The 22220-nt window shown below is 47.7% G+C and carries 25 protein-coding genes and 1 tRNA gene; 13 read left to right on the top strand and 13 right to left on the bottom strand.

Annotation, left to right across the window (positions count from 1 at the left end):
• Position 1 precedes the first annotated feature (1 nt).
• From NFX39_RS02015 to NFX39_RS02035, 5 genes are all read right to left on the bottom strand, one after another.
• Positions 2-2698: a cation-translocating P-type ATPase gene (locus NFX39_RS02015; protein WP_252442553.1), complete on the bottom strand. Its 2697-nt coding sequence runs from the start codon at positions 2696-2698 to the stop codon at positions 2-4.
• A 319-nt stretch (positions 2699-3017) separates the two neighbouring features.
• Entirely contained in the window at positions 3018-3683 is a 666-nt protein-coding gene (locus NFX39_RS02020; protein ID WP_252442555.1) for an ATP-binding cassette domain-containing protein, read from the bottom strand.
• Positions 3680-4354, bottom strand: coding sequence for an amino acid ABC transporter permease (locus NFX39_RS02025; protein ID WP_252442557.1), 675 nt, complete (start codon positions 4352-4354; stop codon positions 3680-3682). The genes NFX39_RS02020 and NFX39_RS02025 overlap by 4 nt, the downstream gene beginning before the upstream one ends.
• Before the next feature lies 1 nt (position 4355).
• A complete protein-coding gene (locus NFX39_RS02030; protein ID WP_252442559.1) occupies positions 4356-5165 on the bottom strand; it encodes a transporter substrate-binding domain-containing protein in 810 nt (269 codons plus the stop codon).
• Position 5166: 1 nt separating this feature from the next.
• Positions 5167-6510: a lyase family protein gene (locus tag NFX39_RS02035; RefSeq protein ID WP_252442561.1), complete on the bottom strand. Its 1344-nt coding sequence runs from the start codon at positions 6508-6510 to the stop codon at positions 5167-5169.
• 384 nt (positions 6511-6894) lie between these two features.
• Here NFX39_RS02035 and NFX39_RS02040 point away from each other — a divergent pair, with 384 nt between their 5' ends.
• The 7 genes from NFX39_RS02040 (at position 6895) to NFX39_RS02070 (ending at position 13631) form a co-directional block, all read left to right on the top strand.
• On the top strand, positions 6895-7338 hold the full coding sequence (locus NFX39_RS02040) for a hypothetical protein (protein ID WP_252442563.1): 444 nt from the start codon (positions 6895-6897) through the stop codon (positions 7336-7338).
• Between the two features lie 439 nt (positions 7339-7777).
• Positions 7778-8617 carry a MetQ/NlpA family ABC transporter substrate-binding protein gene (locus NFX39_RS02045; protein ID WP_252442565.1) on the top strand — a complete coding sequence of 280 codons (840 nt, stop codon included), beginning with the start codon at positions 7778-7780 and terminating at the stop codon, positions 8615-8617.
• Between the two features lie 211 nt (positions 8618-8828).
• Positions 8829-10160: a M20/M25/M40 family metallo-hydrolase gene (locus NFX39_RS02050; RefSeq protein ID WP_252442567.1), complete on the top strand. Its 1332-nt coding sequence runs from the start codon at positions 8829-8831 to the stop codon at positions 10158-10160.
• A gap of 9 nt (positions 10161-10169) precedes the next feature.
• A complete protein-coding gene (locus NFX39_RS02055) occupies positions 10170-11009 on the top strand; it encodes a MetQ/NlpA family ABC transporter substrate-binding protein (RefSeq protein ID WP_252442569.1) in 840 nt (279 codons plus the stop codon).
• A gap of 70 nt (positions 11010-11079) precedes the next feature.
• The gene (locus tag NFX39_RS02060) at positions 11080-12159 is read left to right on the top strand and encodes a methionine ABC transporter ATP-binding protein (protein WP_252442571.1); all 1080 of its coding nucleotides are present in this window, start codon (positions 11080-11082) and stop codon (positions 12157-12159) included.
• A complete protein-coding gene (locus NFX39_RS02065) occupies positions 12156-12851 on the top strand; it encodes a methionine ABC transporter permease (RefSeq protein WP_252442573.1) in 696 nt (231 codons plus the stop codon). The genes NFX39_RS02060 and NFX39_RS02065 overlap by 4 nt, the downstream gene beginning before the upstream one ends.
• A gap of 114 nt (positions 12852-12965) precedes the next feature.
• Positions 12966-13631, top strand: coding sequence for a YoaK family protein (locus tag NFX39_RS02070; RefSeq protein WP_252442575.1), 666 nt, complete (start codon positions 12966-12968; stop codon positions 13629-13631).
• Positions 13632-13680: 49 nt separating this feature from the next.
• Here NFX39_RS02070 and NFX39_RS02075 read toward each other — a convergent pair whose 3' ends face one another.
• The 6 genes from NFX39_RS02075 to NFX39_RS02100 all read right to left on the bottom strand — a co-directional run bounded on the left by NFX39_RS02075 (position 13681) and on the right by NFX39_RS02100 (position 16881).
• Positions 13681-14418, bottom strand: coding sequence for an ATP-binding protein (locus NFX39_RS02075; protein WP_252442577.1), 738 nt, complete (start codon positions 14416-14418; stop codon positions 13681-13683).
• Positions 14419-14479: 61 nt separating this feature from the next.
• Positions 14480-14854, bottom strand: a complete 375-nt coding sequence (locus tag NFX39_RS02080) for a helicase HerA domain-containing protein (protein WP_252442579.1) — start codon at positions 14852-14854, stop codon at positions 14480-14482.
• An 80-nt stretch (positions 14855-14934) separates the two neighbouring features.
• Positions 14935-15579, bottom strand: a complete 645-nt coding sequence (locus tag NFX39_RS02085; RefSeq protein WP_252442581.1) for a CPBP family intramembrane glutamic endopeptidase — start codon at positions 15577-15579, stop codon at positions 14935-14937.
• Between the two features lie 108 nt (positions 15580-15687).
• Positions 15688-15852, bottom strand: coding sequence for a hypothetical protein (locus tag NFX39_RS02090; protein WP_252442583.1), 165 nt, complete (start codon positions 15850-15852; stop codon positions 15688-15690).
• A 16-nt stretch (positions 15853-15868) separates the two neighbouring features.
• Complete coding sequence (locus NFX39_RS02095) at positions 15869-16012, bottom strand: bacteriocin (RefSeq protein ID WP_252442585.1); 144 nt, start codon at positions 16010-16012, stop codon at positions 15869-15871.
• Positions 16013-16182: 170 nt separating this feature from the next.
• Positions 16183-16881: a GntR family transcriptional regulator gene (locus NFX39_RS02100; RefSeq protein WP_252442587.1), complete on the bottom strand. Its 699-nt coding sequence runs from the start codon at positions 16879-16881 to the stop codon at positions 16183-16185.
• Between the two features lie 254 nt (positions 16882-17135).
• On the opposite strand from NFX39_RS02100, the gene NFX39_RS02105 reads away from it, so the two are divergent.
• From NFX39_RS02105 to NFX39_RS02130, 6 genes are all read left to right on the top strand, one after another.
• Positions 17136-17207, top strand: a tRNA-Gln gene (locus NFX39_RS02105).
• A gap of 99 nt (positions 17208-17306) precedes the next feature.
• A complete protein-coding gene (locus NFX39_RS02110; protein WP_252442589.1) occupies positions 17307-17831 on the top strand; it encodes a GNAT family N-acetyltransferase in 525 nt (174 codons plus the stop codon).
• Positions 17832-17875: 44 nt separating this feature from the next.
• Positions 17876-18463 carry a TetR/AcrR family transcriptional regulator gene (locus NFX39_RS02115; RefSeq protein ID WP_252442591.1) on the top strand — a complete coding sequence of 196 codons (588 nt, stop codon included), beginning with the start codon at positions 17876-17878 and terminating at the stop codon, positions 18461-18463.
• A gap of 141 nt (positions 18464-18604) precedes the next feature.
• Entirely contained in the window at positions 18605-19660 is a 1056-nt protein-coding gene (locus tag NFX39_RS02120; RefSeq protein WP_252442593.1) for an ABC transporter permease, read from the top strand.
• 112 nt (positions 19661-19772) lie between these two features.
• Complete coding sequence (locus NFX39_RS02125) at positions 19773-20012, top strand: NINE protein (protein WP_252442595.1); 240 nt, start codon at positions 19773-19775, stop codon at positions 20010-20012.
• A gap of 102 nt (positions 20013-20114) precedes the next feature.
• A complete protein-coding gene (locus NFX39_RS02130) occupies positions 20115-20438 on the top strand; it encodes a DUF898 family protein (protein ID WP_252442597.1) in 324 nt (107 codons plus the stop codon).
• Between the two features lie 36 nt (positions 20439-20474).
• On the opposite strand, the gene NFX39_RS02135 is transcribed toward NFX39_RS02130, so the two are convergent.
• Positions 20475-20951, bottom strand: coding sequence for a pyrimidine dimer DNA glycosylase/endonuclease V (locus tag NFX39_RS02135; RefSeq protein WP_252442599.1), 477 nt, complete (start codon positions 20949-20951; stop codon positions 20475-20477).
• Between the two features lie 98 nt (positions 20952-21049).
• Positions 21050-21679: a hypothetical protein gene (locus NFX39_RS02140; RefSeq protein WP_252442601.1), complete on the bottom strand. Its 630-nt coding sequence runs from the start codon at positions 21677-21679 to the stop codon at positions 21050-21052.
• Positions 21680-22220: the final 541 nt, after the last annotated feature.

Genomic DNA, 22220 nt, shown 5'->3' on the forward strand with positions numbered 1-22220 from the left:
CTTATCCTCGATTAAAAAGTTTTCGTTGTACCCATTTTACCAGCTCAACGATGACAATGATAGATACCGAGGCACCGATGACAATCAGCCACTGGTAGGCATCCAAATTCGTTACGTGGAAGATTGGGTTCAACGGCTTAATCACAACAACCGCCATCATGGCAATCAAGGAGAAGACCAAGGCGCCGTTGAAGAAGTGGTTGCTAAAGGTGCTTGGTCGCAGTTGACTTTGGTAAACCGACTTGACGTTAATGGCATTGACCATCTGCATCAATCCAAGGGTCATGAAGGCCATCGTCAAGGCATCCCCGTGCACCAGCGTCGTTCCGGTGTGGTCTGGGAAAGTCAGGGCCAACCCGTAGACCGTCAAGACGATCACCGCTTGTAAGATTCCCTGCCAAACGATGGCAGGACCCACGCCTCCGGAAAGGAAGTTGGCCATCTTACCACGTGGCTTGCGGTCCATGATGCCCGGTTGTGCCGGTTCCAATCCCAGCGCGATGGCTGGGAACGTGTCCGTCACCAAGTTGATCCACAAAATCATGACGGGCGCGAGCACTTCCCAACCAAGCAAGGTCATCGTGAAGATGGCGATTACTTCGGCCAGGTTCGAGGCGAGCAGGTACTGCAGCGCCTTTTGGATGTTGGCGAAGACCTTGCGACCTTCCTTCACAGCGGAAACAATAGTCGAGAAGTTGTCGTCGGCGAGCACCATGTCGGCCGCTTCCTTGGAAACTTCCGTTCCGGTGATTCCCATGGCAACCCCGATGTCGGCTGCCTTCAAGGCAGGCGCGTCGTTCACACCGTCTCCGGTCATGGCAACGACTTTGCCCTTTTTCTGCCAGGCCTTCACGATGCGGACCTTGTGGGCGGGTGCCACTCGGGCGTATACCTTAATGTCTTCAACACGGTCGGCGAAATCTTCATCGGAGATGTCGTCCAAATCTGATCCGGTCATCACGGCCTTTTCACGGTCATCCCCCTCTTCCAAGATACCCAAGCGGGCCGCAATCGCAGCCGCCGTTTGTGGGTGGTCACCGGTAATCATCATCGGACGAATTCCGGCCTTCTTGGCTTGGGCAACCGAATCCTTTACTTCTGGACGTTCGGGGTCAATCATGGCCACGAACCCGATGAGGGTGAGTCCCTGTTCGAGATTCTCCGCATCCGCGTTCTCTTCTATAGAAGAAACCTGCTTTTCGGCAAAGGCCAGAACACGGAGGGCTTGGTCGGCCAACTGGCCGTTGATGGCCTGGAAGTTGGCTTTGTCTTCTTCGGTGAAGGCACGGACCTGCCCGTTTTCGAGCACCGTCGTGACACGTTCAAGGATTGAGTCGGGCGCTCCCTTGACGGTGACGCGGTAGACGGCCTCATGTTCAGATTCGTCCTGCGCGCCGTAAACCGTCGTCATCATCTTCCGTTCGGAATCAAAGGGCACTTCCTGCAAACGTTCTTGCTTGCGCAATTCGTCGAGTGCTTCCTGACGATACTTACTATTGAAGTCAATCAAGGCCGTTTCGGTTGGATCACCAACCAAACCGTCGTCGGTAAAGGAACTGTCGTTGTTCAAGGCCATAATGTCGGCCAAGCGGTCAGCGCCTTGGGATAAGTCGCTGTCCTCGAATGGGTTTTGCCCAGCAAGGTCAACGACCTGACCGTTCAAGACGACCTTTTCGACCGTCATCTTGTTTTGCGTCAACGTTCCGGTTTTGTCGGAACCGATGATATCGGTTGAACCCAGCGTTTCAACGGCTGGCAACTTGCGCATCAACGCAGCCTTCTTGGCCATGCGGGCGGTTCCCAGGGCCAAAGTGATCGTCACGATGGCTGGCAATCCTTCCGGAATGGCCGCCACGGCCAATGAGATGGCCGTCAAAATCAAGTCAATGATGGACATGTTCTGCGTGAAGTATCCGATGACGAAGGTCAACGCCGCGATTCCCAAAATCAAGTAGGTCAAGAACTTGGACAAGGACTTCAGGTTTTCCTGCAAGGGTGTCTTCGTCTCGTCCTGTTCCTGCAAAGCACCGGCGATTTGGCCGACCTCGGTCTGCATTCCGGTCTTCACCACGATTCCCTGCGCGCGTCCGTAAACGACGTGGGCGTTCATGAAGGCCAGGTTCTTCTGGTCTCCCAATGGTAATTTTTCTGCTGGCAAAGTCACGTCCGTCTTGTTCACAGGCACCGACTCTCCAGTCAGTGCGGCTTCCTCGACACGTAAGTTTTGCACGCTCGTCAAGCGGAGGTCCGCCGGAACAATGTCACCGGCCTCCAATTCCACGAGGTCACCAACGACGAGGTCGGTGGCGGGCACCTGGTTCGGCTGTCCGTCTCGAATGACCGTGGCCTTTGGCGTGGCCATCTTCTTTAACGCATCAATGGCGTTTTCGGACTTGGATTCCTGGAAGACACCGAAGATGGCGTTGATGATCACGATGGCGAGGATGAAAATGGCATCGGTCTGCTCACCAGTCATGGCGGCGACAGCCGCTGCGGCCAACAGGATCCCAATCATCAAATCTTTGAACTGGTCAACAAACTTGGAAAAAAGGGACTTTTTTCCCTTCGTTGTGAGGGCATTTTGCCCGTTTTCTAAGAGCCGAGAAGCGGCAGCGTCACTTGAAAGCCCCGCCTTCAAATCCGTCTGCAAGTCTGAAGCGATTACTGAAGAATCTTCTTGGTAAAAAGTCTTTTTCACTTTTAATCTCCTTTAGATGCTTTCTTTCTGGGCAAAGAAAAAGAGACCCATGAAAGCAAAGGGAAAAAACCTCCGCTTTCATAAGTCTCACTGTTTAAGGTTTTGCCGGCACATCTCAATGTGCGATAAGGAGCGTGCGCTCCGGGTTGACGGTACAAAACCACGACGATGTCGTCAGTTACTCCCCTAGGAAAGAAATTGTTGTCTTTAGTATATCAGCTCCTTTAAAAAAGACAAGGCTTTTGAAAAAGTCTGAAACGCCCCGAACTCAAAATAATCACTTGAACGACAATCACTCGCGCGTCGTGCGTTCACGACGTTAGCCCTGCTTTTCATCCTTCACAATCCGACCATCCTGAATGGTGATCGACCGGTTAGCCACCCGCTTGGCAAACTCCACTTCGTGCGTCACAAAGACCTTCGTGCGTTCTTTTAAGGCCGGGCTTTCAGAAAGGTAATTCAACAGGTTCTCCCAGTTTTCACGATCCAAGGCGGACGTCGGCTCATCAAAGAACAGAATCGGCGCATCCGACATGATGGCACGGGCAATGGCCACGCGTTGTTGTTGTCCTCCGGAAAGCGCAGCTGGAAAAACACTTTTTTGTCCGGACAAGTGGAAGTAGTCTAATAGATCGGAAGCTCGTTCCAAGGCCTCCTCCTTTTTCAACTGACCGGATAGCCAGGCTGGCGAAGCCACGTTTTCCAAAACCTTGAGATTCTTAAAGAGGTTGAAGTTCTGGAATAGTAGTGTCCCGATTTTCAGCAACTCTTTTTCATTAGTGCTTTGACCATTGACCAAAATGTCACCATCAGTCTTCTTTTGAAGCCCGGCTAACGTTCGAATTAACGTGGACTTTCCCGAACCCGAAGGACCGAGGATGGCAATCGTCTCGCCAGCTTCAACCGCAAAGCTAATGTCCTTCAGAATGACCTTATCCTTCATTTGGACGGTTAAATTTTGTACATTCATTTGTCCTTTGTTCATGATGACACCTCATAGCGACCCAAGTATTCTTCTAAGACGGATTGGAAGAGACTGTATAGCGAAACGATTGTCCAGTAGATGATGGCAACTGCCGTGTACACTTCCAGGTATTTAAACGAAGCACCCGCTAACAACTTCCCCTCACCAAACAGATCCGTCACACCGATAACGAAGACGAGTGAGCTCTCCTTCAAAATCCCCGTGACATAGTTTCCAAAGGCCGGCAGCGCGTTGACCGCCGTCTGAGGCAACATCACCTTGAGCAGGTACTTACGCTCTGGAATGTGGAGCGTGCTCGCCGCTTCCAGTTGGCCACGGTCGACCGATTGAACCGCCGAACGGAAGGTTTCCGCCATGTAGGCGGCGTACTTGGCGCCCAAGGAAAGGACAACCATCTGCTCCGCAACCACGCCCTTTAGCACCGGAAAAATCTGCGGCAGCCCGTAGTAGGATAAGAAAATCAGTGCCACGGCCGGAATGGAACGGAAAATCGAGCGGTAAATACTACTAATAAGGTTCAAAAGATTGAAACGGCTCAAGGTAAACGAAGAGAGAATCACCCCAAGAACGAAGGCCAAGACAACTACTTCAACCGAAACCAGTAGCGTGACCGGCAGGTACTCCAAGAGCGGAACAAAGGTCGAAAGAAAATAGAATCCGTCAAACTGCATCTTACTTGTTCTCCTTTAACACCTGCTGCGTCAGGTCAGTTTGGAAGTACTTGAGCGACAGCTTTTTCAGCGTGCCGTCGTTTTTAATCTTCTGCAATCCTTCGTTGAAGATTTGACGGTACTTCTTTCCCTCGTTCGTCTTTGCAAAGGCCATCCCCATTTCAGAATCCGAGATGTCTTCCGGCAACAAGCGCAAATCTAGGTTCTTCTTATTAATCGTTGCAGCAAGCGAGCTTGAGTTCACGACCCCTTCCACTCGATCAGAAAGAACGGACTGCAAGGCAATGTCGCGGTTTTCAAACCCAACAACCGGAATCGCGCTGTCGTACTTGTTGAGAAGCGCAATTTTATTCGACCCGGCCACACCAGCCACTTTTTGCCCCTTCAAATCGGAAACGTGTTGATAGGCGCTGTCTTTTCGAACCGCAATCTTGGTTTCGTCAATCAAGTAGGTCTTTGAAAAGTCGTACTTGTTCTCGCGAGCGGCCGTCTTTTCAACCGCATTGGCGATGCCCTGGATGTGTCCGTTATCCAACTGTCCCCAGAGACCGTCGAATTCGGCGTTGACCCACTTCACCTTGTAACCCTGGGCCTTCGCAGCCGCCTCCGCCACTTCAACGTCGAACCCCTTCAGCTGACCGTTTTCCTTATAGGAGTTCGGGAACGAGAGCCCCGTTGATCCCATTTTAATCACTTTCGTGGCGTCGTCCGTTTCCTTTGCGCTCTGTTTCAACAAGGTAACCGAACCCACAACGACAACACTCAACGTCGTCAAAATCGCTAACACCCAAATCTTTACTTTCAAACTCATCTTACTTTCCTCCCAAAACTTCGTCGATCAACACTGGAATAGCTTCCGTGACTTGCTCGTGGTTAATTTTCATTCTCAACTCTTCAACCGTGTATGGCACTTCTTCTTGATTGGCGATGTGGCTGATAAAGTCCAACCCGCCTGCCATTGCTTGCATGGCCGCCTCATGGATTATGTGGTGCGCCGTTTGCTTCCCGAGCTTTTTTCCGAGCACCATCATCAGGTTTTCGGAATAAAGGAAGTCGCCCATCACCTCGGCGTTTTCCGCCATGCGGTCCAAGTGCGCCTGCAGAGTCGGCAGCAACCCTTCCATCAAAGACAGCTGTCTGTCCACGTACTGGTGGATTTCCGGCAAGGCCAGCCAGAGCATCTTCCAGCTCACGGCATCCCGTTCCCCCAAACTGAGTAAACTGTGTTGGAGTAGGTTCTGCGCCTGAAAAACAGGTTCGACGAGGGCCATCACCGCTTCCAGTTGTTCCGGATTTTGTTTGTGCGGCATTGTGGACGAACCAACCTGTCCGACGTAGGACTCGCTGATTTCACCGACTTCGTTTCCAGCCTGGTGGAAGAAATTTTTGGCCATCTTACCGAGTTGGGCGGAAAGAATCGTGAGAGCACTAGTATAGTGAACGATTCGATCGGGTGAAGCATGGAAGGCAATCGGTGTTCGCTTCAGACCCAGTTCCTCCATCAAGGCTTTTTCGACCTCAATTCCGTCCTTACCAAGAGCAGAATGACTGCCAACCGCGTCTGCTAAATTACCAACGAGCACGTCATCTTCCGCCTGCGTCAGGCGCTTTTGTTGGCGTGTTAGTTCGTCGTAGTAGCGAATGAGTTGAAAACCGTAGGTGCTCGGAACGGCTTGAACGCCGTGCGTGTGTGCGACGATTTTAGTTCTTTTGTATTTCTCACTCAACTGACCGAGTGTCTGGTTAATGTTGCTCAATCGCTTTTGCATCAAAGAGATGCTGGATTTAATCTGCAAAACCATCCCCGTATCGACGATGTCCTGGGTAGTAGCGCCGTAGTGGACGAACTCGCCGGACGCACCGGCTTCTGTTTGCATGTTTTGAATCAGACCTAAAAGCGAGTGTTGGCTCTGGCTAGAAACGCGTTGGATGTTGGCCAGCGAGAGTTGATCGAAGGTCAAGGCCTGGATGGCTTGCCCAGCTGACGCGGGAATCATGCCCAGCGCGGCTTCGACTTTGGCAAGTCCTTTTTCGACTATAAATTGCTGGCGCAGGCGATTTTGACTGGACCAGATAGTCTTCATTTCGGGCGTGGTGAAGTTTCCGCCGATGATGGCATCGTCAAGTGGATGCCCCGTTTCGATTGTTGTGTTCATGTTGTTTTCTCCGTGAATACTGTTGGTTACGCTGCTTGTTTTGACACTGACACATGGTTATTCTCCTTTTTTTGCATAAAAAAAAAGAGTCCAACTGCCGTAGCAGTTGAACTCTTAAGGTTCAAATTGTTTGATTATCCGCCTACCGCATGAAAAGTAGGCACGAGAAAAAACTAACGCCTACCAATTAAATTTTTGGCGTTAGTACAGCAGTTATTGAATTTTACAGTTTGAAAAATATTCATGGCTGCTTTCTCCTTGTCGTAAATTAAACCATGGCTGACAAACCCTGTCAATCTTTTTAATTTCTGTCTTTCTCTCACTCTGTCCGGATAAGAAAAAAATGATACACTAACTCCTAGTAAATCCCACAAGGAGCCTCCCATGACCCCAACCCAAATCAGCAACCAAAATCGTTATGCGTCCTTCTTCTTTCTCTGGCTGACCATCGTTTACTACGGTGTCCTGAAGAACCTTGGGCTTAGCGACGACCTTTGGATTGTCGGCCTGGCGCTCTTCTTTGGCGTTCGTCGGCCCGTCATTTTCTACTATTTCTTCAAACGCCTTTACATGAACTTCCAATACGAAGTGCGCCATGTCGAAAAGTACGCCGATTGGGAAAAGCGGGGCGCCTTCAAGTTCACTTGGTTTGCACCCTACGCCTTAATCGTGTCGCTCATCTTTCAAATCGTAATGCACAACCTCTACGTCCTGCCGATTGTTTTGGCAACGACTGTCCTTTTCTTCTATCAAAAGAAGAAGGGCCGTTTAGAAGAAGAGGAAGGCGATGCCAATAATGAACAAATAGAAGACGGCGCGCGGCTATGATGCGCCCTTGACTTTGACATTCTCAGTAGAAAAATAAGAAATTTTCATCTTTTTCTCATTTTCACCTTGACATTCAATCGCCCTGCCCTTATGATTAATGACAAGATATCATACTAAACAAGTTGATCAGGAAAGTACCTAGCAAGCAAAGCTTAGAGAGCAACCGGATGGTGAAAGGTTGCGTGCGGGCGCTAGCGAAAATGACCTGTGATTGGCAACTGTGAATCGGTTTACCGTTAGCAGTTGACGGATTGGCCTCTGTTACCAAGGCACACCATTCGGCTAGGATCATTCTCCGCGGCCCGATGGTTAGTGAGCAGTATCGGGGTAACTCGGTACAAAAACCTCAGAATGGTAACGCGAAGTCGCTTCTGTTTTTTTCCACGTGGAAACAGAGGCGGCTTTTTTTGTTACCTTCAAAAGCAATAGGAGAAGAATTATGTCAAAGAAAAAATGGATTGTTTCAGGAATCGCTGTCGTGGCAGTTGCTGCCGCTGGTTACTTTAGCTTTGGGGGACACGACGCCAAAGCCGATAAAACGATTACGGTTGGGCGCATGACCACAACCAAGCAAGACGACATCGTCTGGGACGCCGTTTCAAAGAAAGCCAAAGACGAATACGGCATCACGGTGAAGTACAAGAACTTCACGGACTACTCACAGCCAAACAAGGCGTTGACGAGTGGTGACATCGATGTGAACGCCTTCCAACACTACGCATTCTTAAACGCTTATAACAAGAAGAACAAGACGGACATCAAGGCCGTTGGTGACACGATTATCACCCCTATCCACTTGTACTCAACGCAGTACAAGTCAGTTTCTGAATACCAAGATGGTGACACGATTGTCGTGCCAAACGACCCATCAAACGAAAGCCGTGCCTTGAAGCTCTTGAAGTACGCTGGTTTGATTGAGGTGAAGGACGGACAAGAACTTGTCACGGTTAAGGACATCACGAAGAACCCTAAGAACTTGAAGATCAAGGAATTGCCAGCCGACCAAACGGCCCGCACGATCAACGACGTTCAAGGAGCAGTCGTGAACACGAACTACGCCCTTTCAGCAAACTTGTCACTCGACAAGTCAATCTTCGCCGAACCATTGAACAAGGATTCAAAGGAATGGGTGAACTTAATTGCAACAAACGCCAAGGACAAGAATAAGAAGATCATCAAAGAATTGGTGAAGGCTTACCAGTCAGACGACGTGAAGAAGGCCATCGAAAAGGCATACAACAACGTGTCATTGCCAGCCTTTGACCGCTCATTTAACTAAGATTTCGTTGTGACGCACGATTTGGCTGACGATGTCAAAGTCAGAAGCGACCGTGACGATTGAATCACGACGCTTTAGCTAAATTGAAAGGCACGGCGAAAGCCGCCTCACAAAACACGCGGATTCTTCCGCTGGATTGAAAGGCACGGCGGAAGCCGTTTCAAAAACACGCGGATTCTTCCGCATACATAATAGAAGAAAGGAGAACAACATGACGACCGCAAAAGAAAAATACTTAGAGCTACTAAAAGAGCTCATCGCGATCCCCTCCGTTTCGGCAAAGCGCGAACACCTGCCGGAAGCAGCAAACCGAATTGCAAAAGCTTTAACCGAACTTGGTGGTGAGACGACGGTCGACGACAGTTACTTCGCACCGCTCGTGATTAGCCACTTCAAGAGTGAAAAGCCGGATGCCAAGAAGGTGATGATTTATAACCACTACGACGTGCAGCCGGCTGAGCCCTTCGACCTTTGGAAGAGCGATCCCTGGACGTTAACCCAAAAGGACGGTCTGCTGATTGGACGAGGCGTGGACGATGATAAGGGGAACCTGACGGCGCGGCTCACTGCTGTGGCGGAGTACCTAGAGGAGCACGAGAATGGGTTGCCCGTGGATGTGACTTTCGTAGTGGAAGGATCAGAGGAAACCGCTTCGCAGCACTTGGACGACTACTTCAAAAAGCACCCGGAGCTGCAGGCAGACCTGATTATCTGGGAGTCGGGTGCAAAGGATAAGGACGAGCACCCGGTCATCACCGGTGGTAACAAGGGAATCGTGACCTTTAACTTGAAGGCGAAGACGGGCGGATTCGATTTGCATTCGTCGCTGGCGGCGGTCGTGCAGTCGGCGCCATTCCGTTTGAGCCAGGCGCTTTCAACGCTGTTCGATGAGAATGGTCGGATTGCGGTGCCCCACTTTTACGATGAGGTGCGCAAGCCAAACGAGCGTGAGAAACAATTGGTGGCCGATTTAAAGGACACCCGCGAGGATTTCGTTCAAAAAAACGAGGTGCTGGCGCCGCTCTTGACGGACTTGCGGGATGAGGATTGGAAGCAGGCGCTCTACTTTGAGCCGACGCTGAATATTGAGAGGATTACGACGGGTTATCAGGGCGCTGGTGTGAAAACAGTGCTTCCTGCGGAAGCACTTGCCAAACTCGAAGCCCGTCTTGTCCCGGGTATGGATCCAGATCTCACCCTTAAGGCCATTGAGAGCCACTTGGCCGCACGCGGATTCGACGACATCGTCGTCGAAAAGACCCTCGGCCAAGCTGGGTACCGGTCCGATATGACGGATCCTGAAATCATCCGCACCATCGACGTGCACAAAGACCACTTCGATGAAGAACCGGTCGTCATTCCGACCTCAGCCGGTACAGGCCCAATGAACTACGCCTACCAGGCAATCAAGGCGCCCATCGTCGGATTCGGAATCGGCTACCCCGGTTCATTGGACCACGCCCCCAATGAAAATATACGCTTAAAGGACTATGATGATAATATAGAAGTCCTGAAAGAAATTATCGCTAGTTACGAAACATAAAGAGAACTCATGTCTAATAAAAGCAAAATCATCAACAGCATTATCCTCCTCGTCATCCTGATTCTCGGTTACTTCTCCTTCGTTTTTCCAAATCAGAAAACGAACCAGACGGTGACCGTAGGACTCATGTCCGCCAACAAGGAAGACGACGCCATCTGGCAGGAAGTCGCGAAGACGGCCAAGGAAAAGTACCACGTGACACTGACATTCAAGCGTTTCACTGACTACTCCCAGCCAAACAAAGCCTTGGAAAACGGGGACGTCGACATCAACTCCTTCCAGCACAACGCCTTCTTGGACGCATACAACGACAAGAACAAGTCGGACTTGAAGGCGGTTGGTGACACCTACATCGCCCCAATCCACATCTACTCAAAGACGTACAAAAACGTGTCCGAGTACCAAAACGGCGACACGATTGTCGTGCCAAACGACGCGTCAAATGAGAGCCGTGCCCTCTTCGTTTTGAAGAACGCGGGCTTGATTGAACTGTCAGCCGGTTCTGGATTGAAGACGACCAAGGACATCACGTCGAACCCGAAGAACTTGAAGATCAAGGAAATCGCGGCTGACCAGACGGCCCGTACGTTGGGTGATGCCAAGGGTGTCGTGGTGAACGGAAACTTCGCAACGGCAGCTAGCTTGTCTGACAAGGATGCCATCTACACGGAGCCTTTGAACAAGGACGCCAAGCTTTGGGTGAACATCTTTGCTGCCCGCGCAAAGGACCAGCACAAGAAGGAAATCCAGGCGGTGGTGAAGTCCTACCAGACGGACGCGGTGAAGAAGATCATCGAAAAGCAGTACGGTAATGCTGAAGAACCTGCTTGGGACAAGAACTTTAACTAATCGTTTATTTTCATTATTACTTATATAAAAACGCGCCCCTTCCGGGCCGCTTAAAACGAAAGGATTTTACATGACAACGCCTATTGTTTCATTGCAAAACATTGACGTGACCTTCCGACCAAAGGGTCGGGTGATTCACGCCGTTCAAAACGTCTCCATCGACGTCCAAAAGGGTGACATTTACGGAATCGTCGGTTACTCTGGTGCCGGTAAGTCAACGCTTGTTCGTACGGTGAACCTCTTGCAGGAACCAACGAACGGTTCTGTGATCATCAACGGCGAAACCTTCTTCTCAAATGGCGAAGGTCAAAACCGTCAGGTCATCAAGGGAAACGAATTAAAGGAAAAGCGTCGTAAGATTGGTATGATCTTCCAGCACTTCAACCTCCTAAACGAACGAACGGTTGAAGAAAACGTGCTCTTCGCCTTGGAAAATAGCAAGGAAAAAGAAAACGTGAAGAAGGAAAAGGTCGCTAAGCTTTTGGATTTGGTTGACCTTTCCGACCGTGCTAAGCAATACCCAAGTCAATTGTCCGGTGGACAAAAGCAACGTGTTGCCATCGCCCGCGCCTTGGCCAACGACCCTGAAATTTTGATTTCCGATGAAGCAACCTCCGCCTTGGATCCCAAGACAACCCGCCAAATTTTGGCTTTGCTCAAGAAGTTGAACCAAGAATACGGCTTGACGGTGCTCTTGATCACCCACGAAATGGAAGCCGTTAAGGAAATCGCCAACAAGGTCGCCGTGATGCAAAACGGACAGCTCTTGGAAAAGGGCTCCACGTTGGACATCTTCACGAAGCCACAAGCTGAATTGACGAAGGAATTCATCAAGACGGCCACGAACCAAGACCAGGCCATCGAAACGATTAGCCAAAGCGACGCCGTCACTGACTTGAAGCCAGGCGAAATCTTCGCCCAGCTCACGTACTCCGGTAACGCCACGAACGAACCACTGATCACGAGCATCTACGAACGCTTCGGCATCGTGGCCAACATCCTCTTCGGAAACGTTGAAATCCTTCAAGGTGAAGAAGTTGGTTCCCTCTTGGTTATCTTCTCGGGCAAGACGGAAAACGTTCAAGACGCCCTCGACTTCTTAGAAGCCCAATCCGTTACCGTTAACATCTTGAAAGGAGAACAAGCATGAGTACATGGTTTGCAGAAACATTCCCAAACGTCGTCTACCAAGGGTGGACGGGTGACACTGGTTGGTGGACAGCCATCTTCCAAACGCTCTTCATGACCTTCTGGTCAGCCGTCTTCGGTGGCCTGCTCGGCTTGGTCTTTGGAGTCGGATTGGTCGTGACCGCACCGCGCGGTATCACGCCAAACAAGACGCTCTTCTGGATTTTTGATAAGGTCGTTTCCGTCTTCCGTGCGGTACCATTCATCATCTTGTTGGCCTTCATCGCACCGTTCACGAAGCTCATCGTCGGAACACAAATCGGTGTAAACGCCGCTTTGGTCCCATTGTCATTGGGTGTCTTCCCATTCTACGCGCGCCAAATCCAAGTGGCCTTGTCCGAAGTGGACGCTGGTATCATCGAAGCCGCGCAATCAATCGGTGCTTCCTTCTCCCAAATCATCTTTGGGGTATACATCAAGGAAGGCCGCTCTGAAATCATCCGCGTGTCTACGGTGACGTTGATTTCCTTGATTGGTTTGACGGCAATGGCCGGTGCCATCGGTGCCGGTGGTCTTGGAAACATGGCCGTGGCTTACGGTTACAACCGCTTCGCCAACGACACGACCCTGGTCGCAACCATCCTCGTGTTGATCATGGTCTTGATCGTCCAGGTCACTGGTGACTGGTTGGCAAAGAAGTACAACCACAAGTAATTTACCGCTATAAAAGTCAAAAAGCACCCGGAATCCCGGGTGCTTTTTTATACGCCATTAGCCAAAGTGTACCGTTTTGTTGTACAATAATAACCTTGTTGGAGGTAGCAGAAATTGACAGAACATCACTATCCCGCGCATGAGCGCGTCTTATTCATGAGCTTGCTTACAATGACTGCTGGCTCACTCGATGCCTATTCCTATCACGTGCACGGCCAGGTCTTTGCCGGTCTGCAGACTGGAAACATCGTCTTACTCGGAATCAACGTCAGCCAGTTTAACTGGGGCAGCGTTGGGCAATATGCCTTTTCACTGATGGCCTTTACAATCGGTACAATTCTCGTGAAGATGTTCCAACACCTTCGTGAAATCAAAGGCTTCTCAAAGGACAAAGAACGTCAATACGTTCTCTTATACATGACCATGTTGCTGACCTTGTCCGCCTTCTTTGGACATTCAGTTCCAAACATTGTCGGAACGGCCATCCTCTCCTGTGCAGCCGCTGCGGCCCTGCAGGAGTTCCGTGTCTTGGAAGGTTCCCCTTTCATGCCGCTTTTGATGACCGGAAACCTTCGGGCACTTTGCGAAGCCGCCTACGACGGACTCTTTAAGAAGGACGTCGAGATGGCCCACCGTTCAAAGGACGTAGCGACCGCAGTGCTCGCCTTCTTCTTTGGCGCACTGTTTGTTTCACTGCTCATCCCCGTTGTTGGTGTCTACGCCATCCTCTTCTCAGCACTTTTGACGCTTTCCATGAGCTACATGGTGCACTGGGATTAGCAATTTAAAATGGCAAAGTCAAAGCCGGACGCTCCTCGCGTCCGGCTTTTTACATAGTATTTGGTTTTTGAATTTTTACAAATGAAGGGCGCTTATCAGCTGTCAGCAACAATGCTTCTCCTACTCCAAGTTTTGGTAATTTATTCAGTAACCTTTTCGACAATCCAAAACCTTCGAGCTCTTCTTTGGACTGGTAACGATGAATCAGATTAGACCCGAACTGGCCCCGTAATACTTCAGGCAAATCCTTTAAGGATTGCGTCGAAACCACAACGTTTAGCTTGTGTTTACGACCCTCACGCAGTAAATGGAAGAGGCCATTTTCGTTTATTGGTTGTTGTTCCGGTATATAACGATGGATTTCATCTATAAAGATGGCGACAGGTATTTGGGCATTTTCACTCAATCTGTTTAATAGTACCTCATCCATTAAATAAGACAAAACTCTTTTTTGTATGGCGATATGTGGTTGAAGGGCTGATAAATTAACGATTAATGAACGTTTTTTATTGATTCGCTTTTCAAAAGTCCTCAAAATAAAGGACAATTCGTAATGGGTTCCTCCATTTTCTACTGGCTTAAAATGGAAGATTTGATTAAGTGTGCTGTCCTTCAGTAATTGTTTGAGCTGTTGAATATCCTCCCAATAGTAGCGTACTTTCACTCTGTCAATTTCTTGTCCGCACAACTTAAAGTTAGCATCATCGGTTGAAAACGGGCGAGCAAATTCTTCGATAATTTGCTCGGGTAACAGTTCCATATTGTAGGTTTTATGTAACGAATTCAAGCCCTGTTCTTCCCGCTCAAAGTCATCCACAGAAAGATTGATTTTGGATAAGGCACCTCGCTTACCATTTTTTTTGCTGGATACGTAAAGAAGTGATGGCTGCGGCTAGCTTCGTTATTAATAGCCCGTCCCAATTAAGGTTAAATAGTCCTACGAGCGTTTCTGCCGATTGATTCGACAGGTCAATATACGCATTTTGCGTCAATCGGTATTCAACGCAATTATCCAAATCAAGGCCATATTCTCCGGTTGGATCAAAAACAATGTTGGTCAAATCGTTTTTCTGCAGTTCGTGAATCATGCGTTTTGCAGACGTAGACTTTCCTGAACCCGTTTGTCCGGTTATCAAAAGCTGCTTTGCCATTAATTGGTCATAGGTCATTTTAAAGGAACGAGAAAAAGACTTTTTTCCTAAGAAAATTCGGCTACTTGTCATGGTTGCACTCTCCCTACTTGTTCTTTCTTTATGATAGCAAAAAGCCTTCCGCTAAAGCGAAAGGCTTTTGATATCGCAACTTAGAGAAGTATAGATGCTAAAACCACTGAATCAATAACAAAATGCATGATCATCGGCCCATAAATCGATTCAGTCAAGCGGAATGTTTCATTCATTATCATCCGACTACCAGCAAGTGCTACGATTGTCCAAGCAGACAATGGGTAAACCGCAAAATGTAGCAATGCAAAGATAATTCCAGTCACGAGGCTGCTTGCATACCAGGCAACCTGCGATTTCTTAAAGAAAACATACCCCGCTAAAAGAACCGGTAGAATGAACAATTCTTCATTCACAGCTGAAAACATAAATTCAACAATGTACCAAAAAGTATCCCAAAAACTATGAATTTCTCTGACACCAAGAATAGCAGAGCTCGTAAATAAATCTGAATTGTTTGTAGAAGTCTTTTCTAAGGCCGCTACTAAGCCGACGAATACATCATTGATAACGGCCATGAAAATCGGGAACCAGATTGGCGCTACCATTTTACTGTACAGCTTATTAAAGCCTTCTGTTCCAAATAAAGTGAGCGTTATGGCACTACCAATTAAAGCAGTGCTCAAAAAAGCAAAATCAGATTGAAGCGTTACCGAGTAATACATCGCAACCGTGGCAATAAATATAATCGGTAAAAACTTTGGTCTTTTAAGTGTATAATCCATCGACATCTCCTTGTAGTTTATTAACCACCAAAAGGGCTACTTTTAGCAATAGCCCTTCCAGTAGAATCAAGTTTCTTAATTGTTCAAATGACGATTCATTCGATTTTATTATCGCTTACCGCGGAAACCTGCTATAAATCCTTCGCCAAATCCAACCGCAAAATCACGATTATCAGCAACATGCGGAGGAAACGGTTTCCAAAGCATCCCTCCATTAACAGAAGCTAACTGTTCGTTCGTCAGGATATTGTTTTTATCTAACATTATTTCCATTATTTTTACCTCACACTTAGATAGGACAGGTTAACAAGACCTTTAAGGTGGTACCAGCTACGAATCCGAAGGCACGTCCTGCATTTCGAGTGGCTTTGCTTCCACCATTAATCTTCATTAACTCATTATCCGTTAATTCGATTCCAAATTTATTATTCATCTTTTTATGACTCCTTATTTTATTTGGATGAAACTTGATCCCTCCTCTTTATAACAGGTATTTTTTGTTTTGTGCAAACTTTCACTATTTTATACTTTTTCTTTCTTTTTGTTTAACAAAAATGCAAAATAAAAAAACCTTAAGTGAGGCATCACCTAAGGTTTTGTTTATTATCGTGTTAACTTAAATTCGAAGCGGTCACCCACGTAGTAGGAGCGAACGTATTCGAATGGATTGTCCTCTTGGTCGTATGAGACCTGGCGAACAGACAAGATTGGGTCACCACGCTTGATTTCAAGCAGGGCGGCTTGACGTTCCGTGGCGAGCGAAGCCGTCACCGTCTGGTCGGCGCGACCCGGTTGAATACCGGCGTCAATCAACGTCTTGTAAAGGGAGTCCGTCAAAGATGAACGGGTGAAATTGTTGACGAGTGAGACGGGCAAAGTCGTTTGCTCGAGCAAGATTGGTTCGTCATCCCCCATCCGCAGACGTTCCATGACCAAGACTTCGTCTTCGGCCTTCAACTTTAAGTGATCCATTTCGGAAACAGATGGCGTTGTGATTTTGTACGAAACCGTGACAGATTGTGCTTCACGGCCGGACTTTTTCATCAATTCTGTAAAGGAAGTGACGCCCAAAGCACGTTCGGAAACCTTCTTTTCGGCAACGAACGTTCCGGATCCAACACGGCGTTCCAGGATTCCTTCGTCAACCAATGTCTGAATGGCTTGACGGAGCGTCATCCGGGAAACATCGAAGGAAGCAGCCAGTTCACGTTCGGCGGGTAAGCGCTTGTTTGTCTTCCACTCACCTGCTGCAATACGCTGTCTAATCTCGTTATGAATTTCAATGTAGCGGGGTATCGCCATCTCAAAACCTCCCTTTGGATAAGTCCTTCATTCCTTTAGTTTTCAAGGTATCTTCTTGTTTTATTATAATTGGTCTAGTCAGCAATTTCAAATCTGTCTTATATTTCATTCATCTTCTTTCGAAATCAGATCGACTTGTCCCGGTTTGATATAAGCAGGCTCATCCTCCCCTCTTCTAAGGCAAAGAAATCCCAACTTTTTTGCCGAATAGACTTGCAATTTCTAGAAAAAACCGATAATATATATCAAGTAATTGCCCTTTAGCCAAGCGGTAAGGCGGTGGCTTCTGGTGCCATTATGCGCTGGTTCGAATCCAGCAAGGGCAATTTGATAAAAAGCGAGACCGAAAGGTCTCGCTTTTTTTGTTTTTACTTTCTTTTCCGAGAAATATGTTATGATACTAAAAAATCAGAAAGAGGCAAATAATGAACATCCGTCCATTAGAAAAGCGCGACCTGCCCCACATATACCGGCAGAAGAACTCCCGTTCCGTCATGGCCTTGTGGTTCGAAGAACCATACAACTCTTTTGACGAACTGACTTTACTTTACGACCGCCACGTCTTAGACCAGACGGAGCGTCGTTTTGTGATTGAAAAGGATAACGCTTTTGCGGGGGTGGTTGAGTTGATGGAAATCAACACGATTCACCGCCACGCCGAAATTCAGATCATCATCGATTCCAAGTACCAGGGGCACGGCTTGGCCCAGGCTGGTATGAAGGCCGGAATCGAATACGGCTTCAACGTGTTGAACCTCCACAAGATTTACCTCTTCGTGGACGCTGAAAACGCCGCGGCCATCCATATTTATAAGAAGCTTGGCTTCCAAGAAGAAGGTTGCTTGAAACAACACTTTTTCGCCGAAGGCGAATACCACGATTCTTATATGATGGGCCTGTTTAGCGCCGACTTCCGCGCCAAGCAGAAAGTAACAGTCAAAGCTGATTGATTCACTAGCTGCCCGTTTCGGGCAGCTTTTTTTAGGAGAAAATGATGAAAGTAAAAGACGACGTACGATACTCAAAAGCCGACTACGCCATCCGTCAGGCCTTCTTAGGATTACTCGAGAAAAAGAACTATAACAAGATTTCTGTCAAAGATATCATCGAAAGCGCGAGCGTGAACCGCTCGACTTTTTACGCCCACTACCTGGACAAAGAAGACTTGATGGAAAAAATCCAAGTTGATCTCATGGACAAACTTATCAATTCCTTGCCCGATGTCGACTGGTTGTCCGGCAGCATCCAAGAACAGCTCCGCCTACGCTCCAGATCGTTTGTCACCATCACGTTCAAGCACAAAGACCTCGTCTCCTTGCTCCTCTCAGACAACGCCGAACACTCCTTTGAAAGTCGCATGCGCGCCCGAGCCGAAGACACGTTTTCAGCACTCACCCAAGATTTATCACTGACCATCCCATCCAAATACGCCCTGGCGCTGCTTTCCTCGTCTGTCATCAACTTCTTGACGACCTGGGTTCGGTCTGACTTTGAAGAGAGCCCAGAGGAACTGGCCGAAATCTTGGGTCAATTAATGCCAGATATTTTGCTCAAAATTCTGGACGATAAAAACCTCAGTTGAGCGCTTTAAAACAACACTTGTCGGGATTTCAAATCGCTTCCACATCAAAGATATCCAACTTTTAACCAACGATTGTTGGTTTTTTTATTTGCGCGGACTTTCTATAATTAAAAACAGCAAAACATAAGTGAGGAAAGAAAAATGAAAGTATCATCACCAAAGTTTATTTTAAGCTTAGCTGTTGGGTTGACGGTGGTTCTCGGAATCATGATGACCGCCTTCTCACTCCCAGCCGTTAAGTCCGGCGTGCACAACGTGCCGATTGGAATCGTCACCACAAACGACCAGGCCTACCAAAAGATGGCCAAGCCATTGAAGGATAAGGACTTCGACGTCACGCAGTACCAGTCCGTTTCTGAAATGAAGAAGGCCGTGAACCACCGTGAAGTCTACGGGGCCTTCGCCTTATCTGAACAGGGCGATCTCACCCTCTACAAGGCTACGGCAGCATCCGCCGCTGTTTCACAGATGCTCGACCAAATCGGTGAGAACATCGTCTCTGGACAAAAGGCAGCAGCCAAGTCACAAATCATGCCGATGTTGAACCAAGCCCAAGATATTCAAACAGTAAAGGTCTTGAACCAGAAGCTGGCCGCCATCGACCAAAAGTCGCTCAAGACGGTCGAATTGAAGGGCTTCCCATCCGCTGACCCGAAGGGAACAGGTTTGGCCGCCGGTGCCTTGCCAATCGCCTTGGGTGGTTGGATTGGTTCCGTCGCCATTGCCAACGCGGTCAAAGGAAAGCGCCAAAAGTTCTGGGCTGCCATCGTCTTTGCCATCATCGGTGGACTCGGCTTGACCGCCGTTATCCAGTTCGGTGTCGGTACCTTTGACGGAAACTACTTCTTAACGTCACTCGGTGCCATGCTCGGTATCGCAGCCACAGCCTTCTTCGTCCTCGGACTGTTGGAAGTCATGGGAAACAAGGGATTGATCATCGCGGCCATCATGCTCATCTTGCTTGGTAACCCACTCTCCGGTTTGCCATCCGCACCCGAGATGTTACCAGCCGGCTTTGGAGCCTTTGGACAACTCTTGCCACCTGGTGCAACGGGAACGCTCTTACGTAACCTGACATTCTTTGACGGAAACGCAACGCTTATGCCACTCCTCGTACTCGGTGCCTACATCGCCTTTGGATTGATCCTCTTCGCCATTGGGAAGAAGTCCGTCATGATTGAAGACGTGAAAGCATAAGAATCATATAAAAAAGCGCATTACCTGAGGTAATGTGCTTTTTTTATATACATCGCTTCTGTAGAATAGAATCGTTAGAAAATTTACCGTATTTATTTTAAAGGAGAAAATCATGGAAAAGACAATTAACAAGCACCTCTTCGTTTGGCTGGGGGCTTTCTTGTTTGGAAACCTTGCCGTCGATCGCTTCATGCGTGGTCAAATCGGAATTGGAATCTTAAAGTTGATTATCAACGCCGGTACATTTGGGCTTTGGGCTTTGATTGATTTGATCATCGCCATCGTGAAGGCGTACAGCACATATTCTGACACGGAAGACTTGACGTTCGTAAACGGTCGTTATAGCCGATAATAAGAAAAAGGCAGGAGATACTCCTGCCTTTTTTGTATCTTTTTTCTAAAAGAGTATACTAAACTTGTAATTTGTTTAGAACGATACAAAAGGAGAATGGTTTTGGAAGAAAAATTTGGACGCACATCATTTTTTGATGGGAATATTTTGAACTATATCGGTATTTCAGTTCTTAGTTTCTTGATTACAGTTTGCACATTGGGTATCTTGTCCCCATTAGCAATCGTTTTAAAGTACGGCTGGTTTACTAACCACCGCGTTGTTAATGGTAAGCGCCTGCATTTCTCAGGTTCAGCTCTTGGACTTTTCGGAAACTGGATTAAATGGTTCCTACTTTCAATCATCACGCTTGGAATTTACTCGTTCTGGTTGACCATTAAGTTGGAAGACTGGAAAGCAAAGAACACCCACTTTCTTGAAGAATAAATAAAAAAGCCTCGCTTTCCTGCGAGGCTTTTTCTTTTACTTTAAATCGGCTAATTCAGAATATTTTTTCGAAACAGAAGCAAGCATGTTGTCCCATACTTCCTGTTCAATCTGATTCGTATCGGCCTTCTCCTGCATCATATAAAGGTTCTGCAGCAAGTAACGGTAGTCGTGGAAACCAGCGTAGAGCTCGGTACCGTCATCCAAAAACACATCCCCCTCCTCGTTTTCCTCAAACGGTATCGGCGTCTCCAAGTCATAGCCGATGTCATCAATAAGCTTTTGATGCGACTTCTCAGAGGTCTTGTAACCCCGCCGCTGCATCTCCTGCTTCACCAGCTCCGTATAAAGCTTCAAGTGATCGAGTGAGAACTCGTTCAATCGGTTCACCGTCGCGTGATTCACTTCCCCGTGCTTCTTGATCGCACCCGTAATGGCTAAACATTCACGCCACTGCCCTAACAAATGTTGCCGAGACATTGTTTTGATGATTTTATAATGCCAAAGTCGCATCCGCGCCGGCCTCCTTTTGAATATCTTTCTTTAGTATACGGACTTATTCGTCCAATTCAATTAAAAAAGCACCCGAAGGTGCTTTTTCTTTATCTTATTTAGTCGAACCAGTAAGTAGAGATCAAGCTACCAGTTTCGTTATCACAGGTTTGGATTCCAACAGCGTGTTGTTGCGTCAAAGCCACAACATCTTGGTAGGCGCTCTTACGCGTCATACCATGACGAATTTCTGTCACGTGGTACGTTTGGCCGTCCAAGACGATTTCTGAACCTTCCTGCAAGCCACGGAGTGTTTGTCCACCCTTTGATGCGGCTTCTGCAAGGTAGTAGTTGTTCAAAGCAGACCACTTAAAGATGTATGGCGTCCAGCTTGGCGTACGTCCACCTTGCGTGTCTGAGAAGTCAGTCACGTCAAAGTGTTGTCCCAAGAAGTTAAAGCCGTCAGTGCGTTGTGCAGGTGCTTCCGCAGCTTTTTCTTCCTTAGCAGGAGCAGTCGTTGGCGCTTCGGTCTTTTGGTCGTTTGACTTGTAGTCCGTGTTTTCAACTTGAGCAGCGTTTTCTTCATTAGAAGTTACTTGTTGGTCAGCAGCCTTTTGGTTAACCTTCTTTTCAACCTTTGTCGTTTGACCTGTTTCAGTCGTTCCTTGGAGTTGGTTGTAAGAAACTCCGGCAACAACTCCGAAAGTCAAAGCAGTTACTGTCGTGATGATTAATGAGCGTTTTTGCATATCAATCTCTCCTTGTTTTTTCTTCCCTGTGATTTAACAGTCTTAGAATAACAAGGGGGATATTGCCGAAGAATAACGAAAAGTCACGCAACGATTATAGAAAGATAACAAGGATATTTCTTACACTGATGTGACTTATAAAACAGTTTATGAACCTTGCTATAAAGGCATTCCCTGACGTCAACAAGCATCTGTTACATTCAGTTGACCGATTTAACAAGACAAAAACATTGCTTTTATTCCAGTTAAAGTCGCCACTTTCTATTTTGTAAATTAAAAAATACAGACTTTTCCTAGAACAAATCATCTTTTCCTTCGGCTGTTACAGAAGCCCGCAACATGTTGCAAAAAAGCCCGAAAACCGGGCTCTTTTTACCGATGTTGTTATAGTTCTTTACACGGTTGCGTTATCTTGCAACACAAATCAATATATGTCATTGATCATGCAATGCTTCGACACAAAAAGAGCCAAACAGCAACGGCTGTCTGGCCCTTTTAACCATCATCCTTGTTTATCAAGAATTTCATTATTATGTTTATT

Source organism: Fructobacillus apis (genome assembly GCF_023893635.1).
GTDB lineage: Bacteria > Bacillota > Bacilli > Lactobacillales > Lactobacillaceae > Fructobacillus > Fructobacillus apis.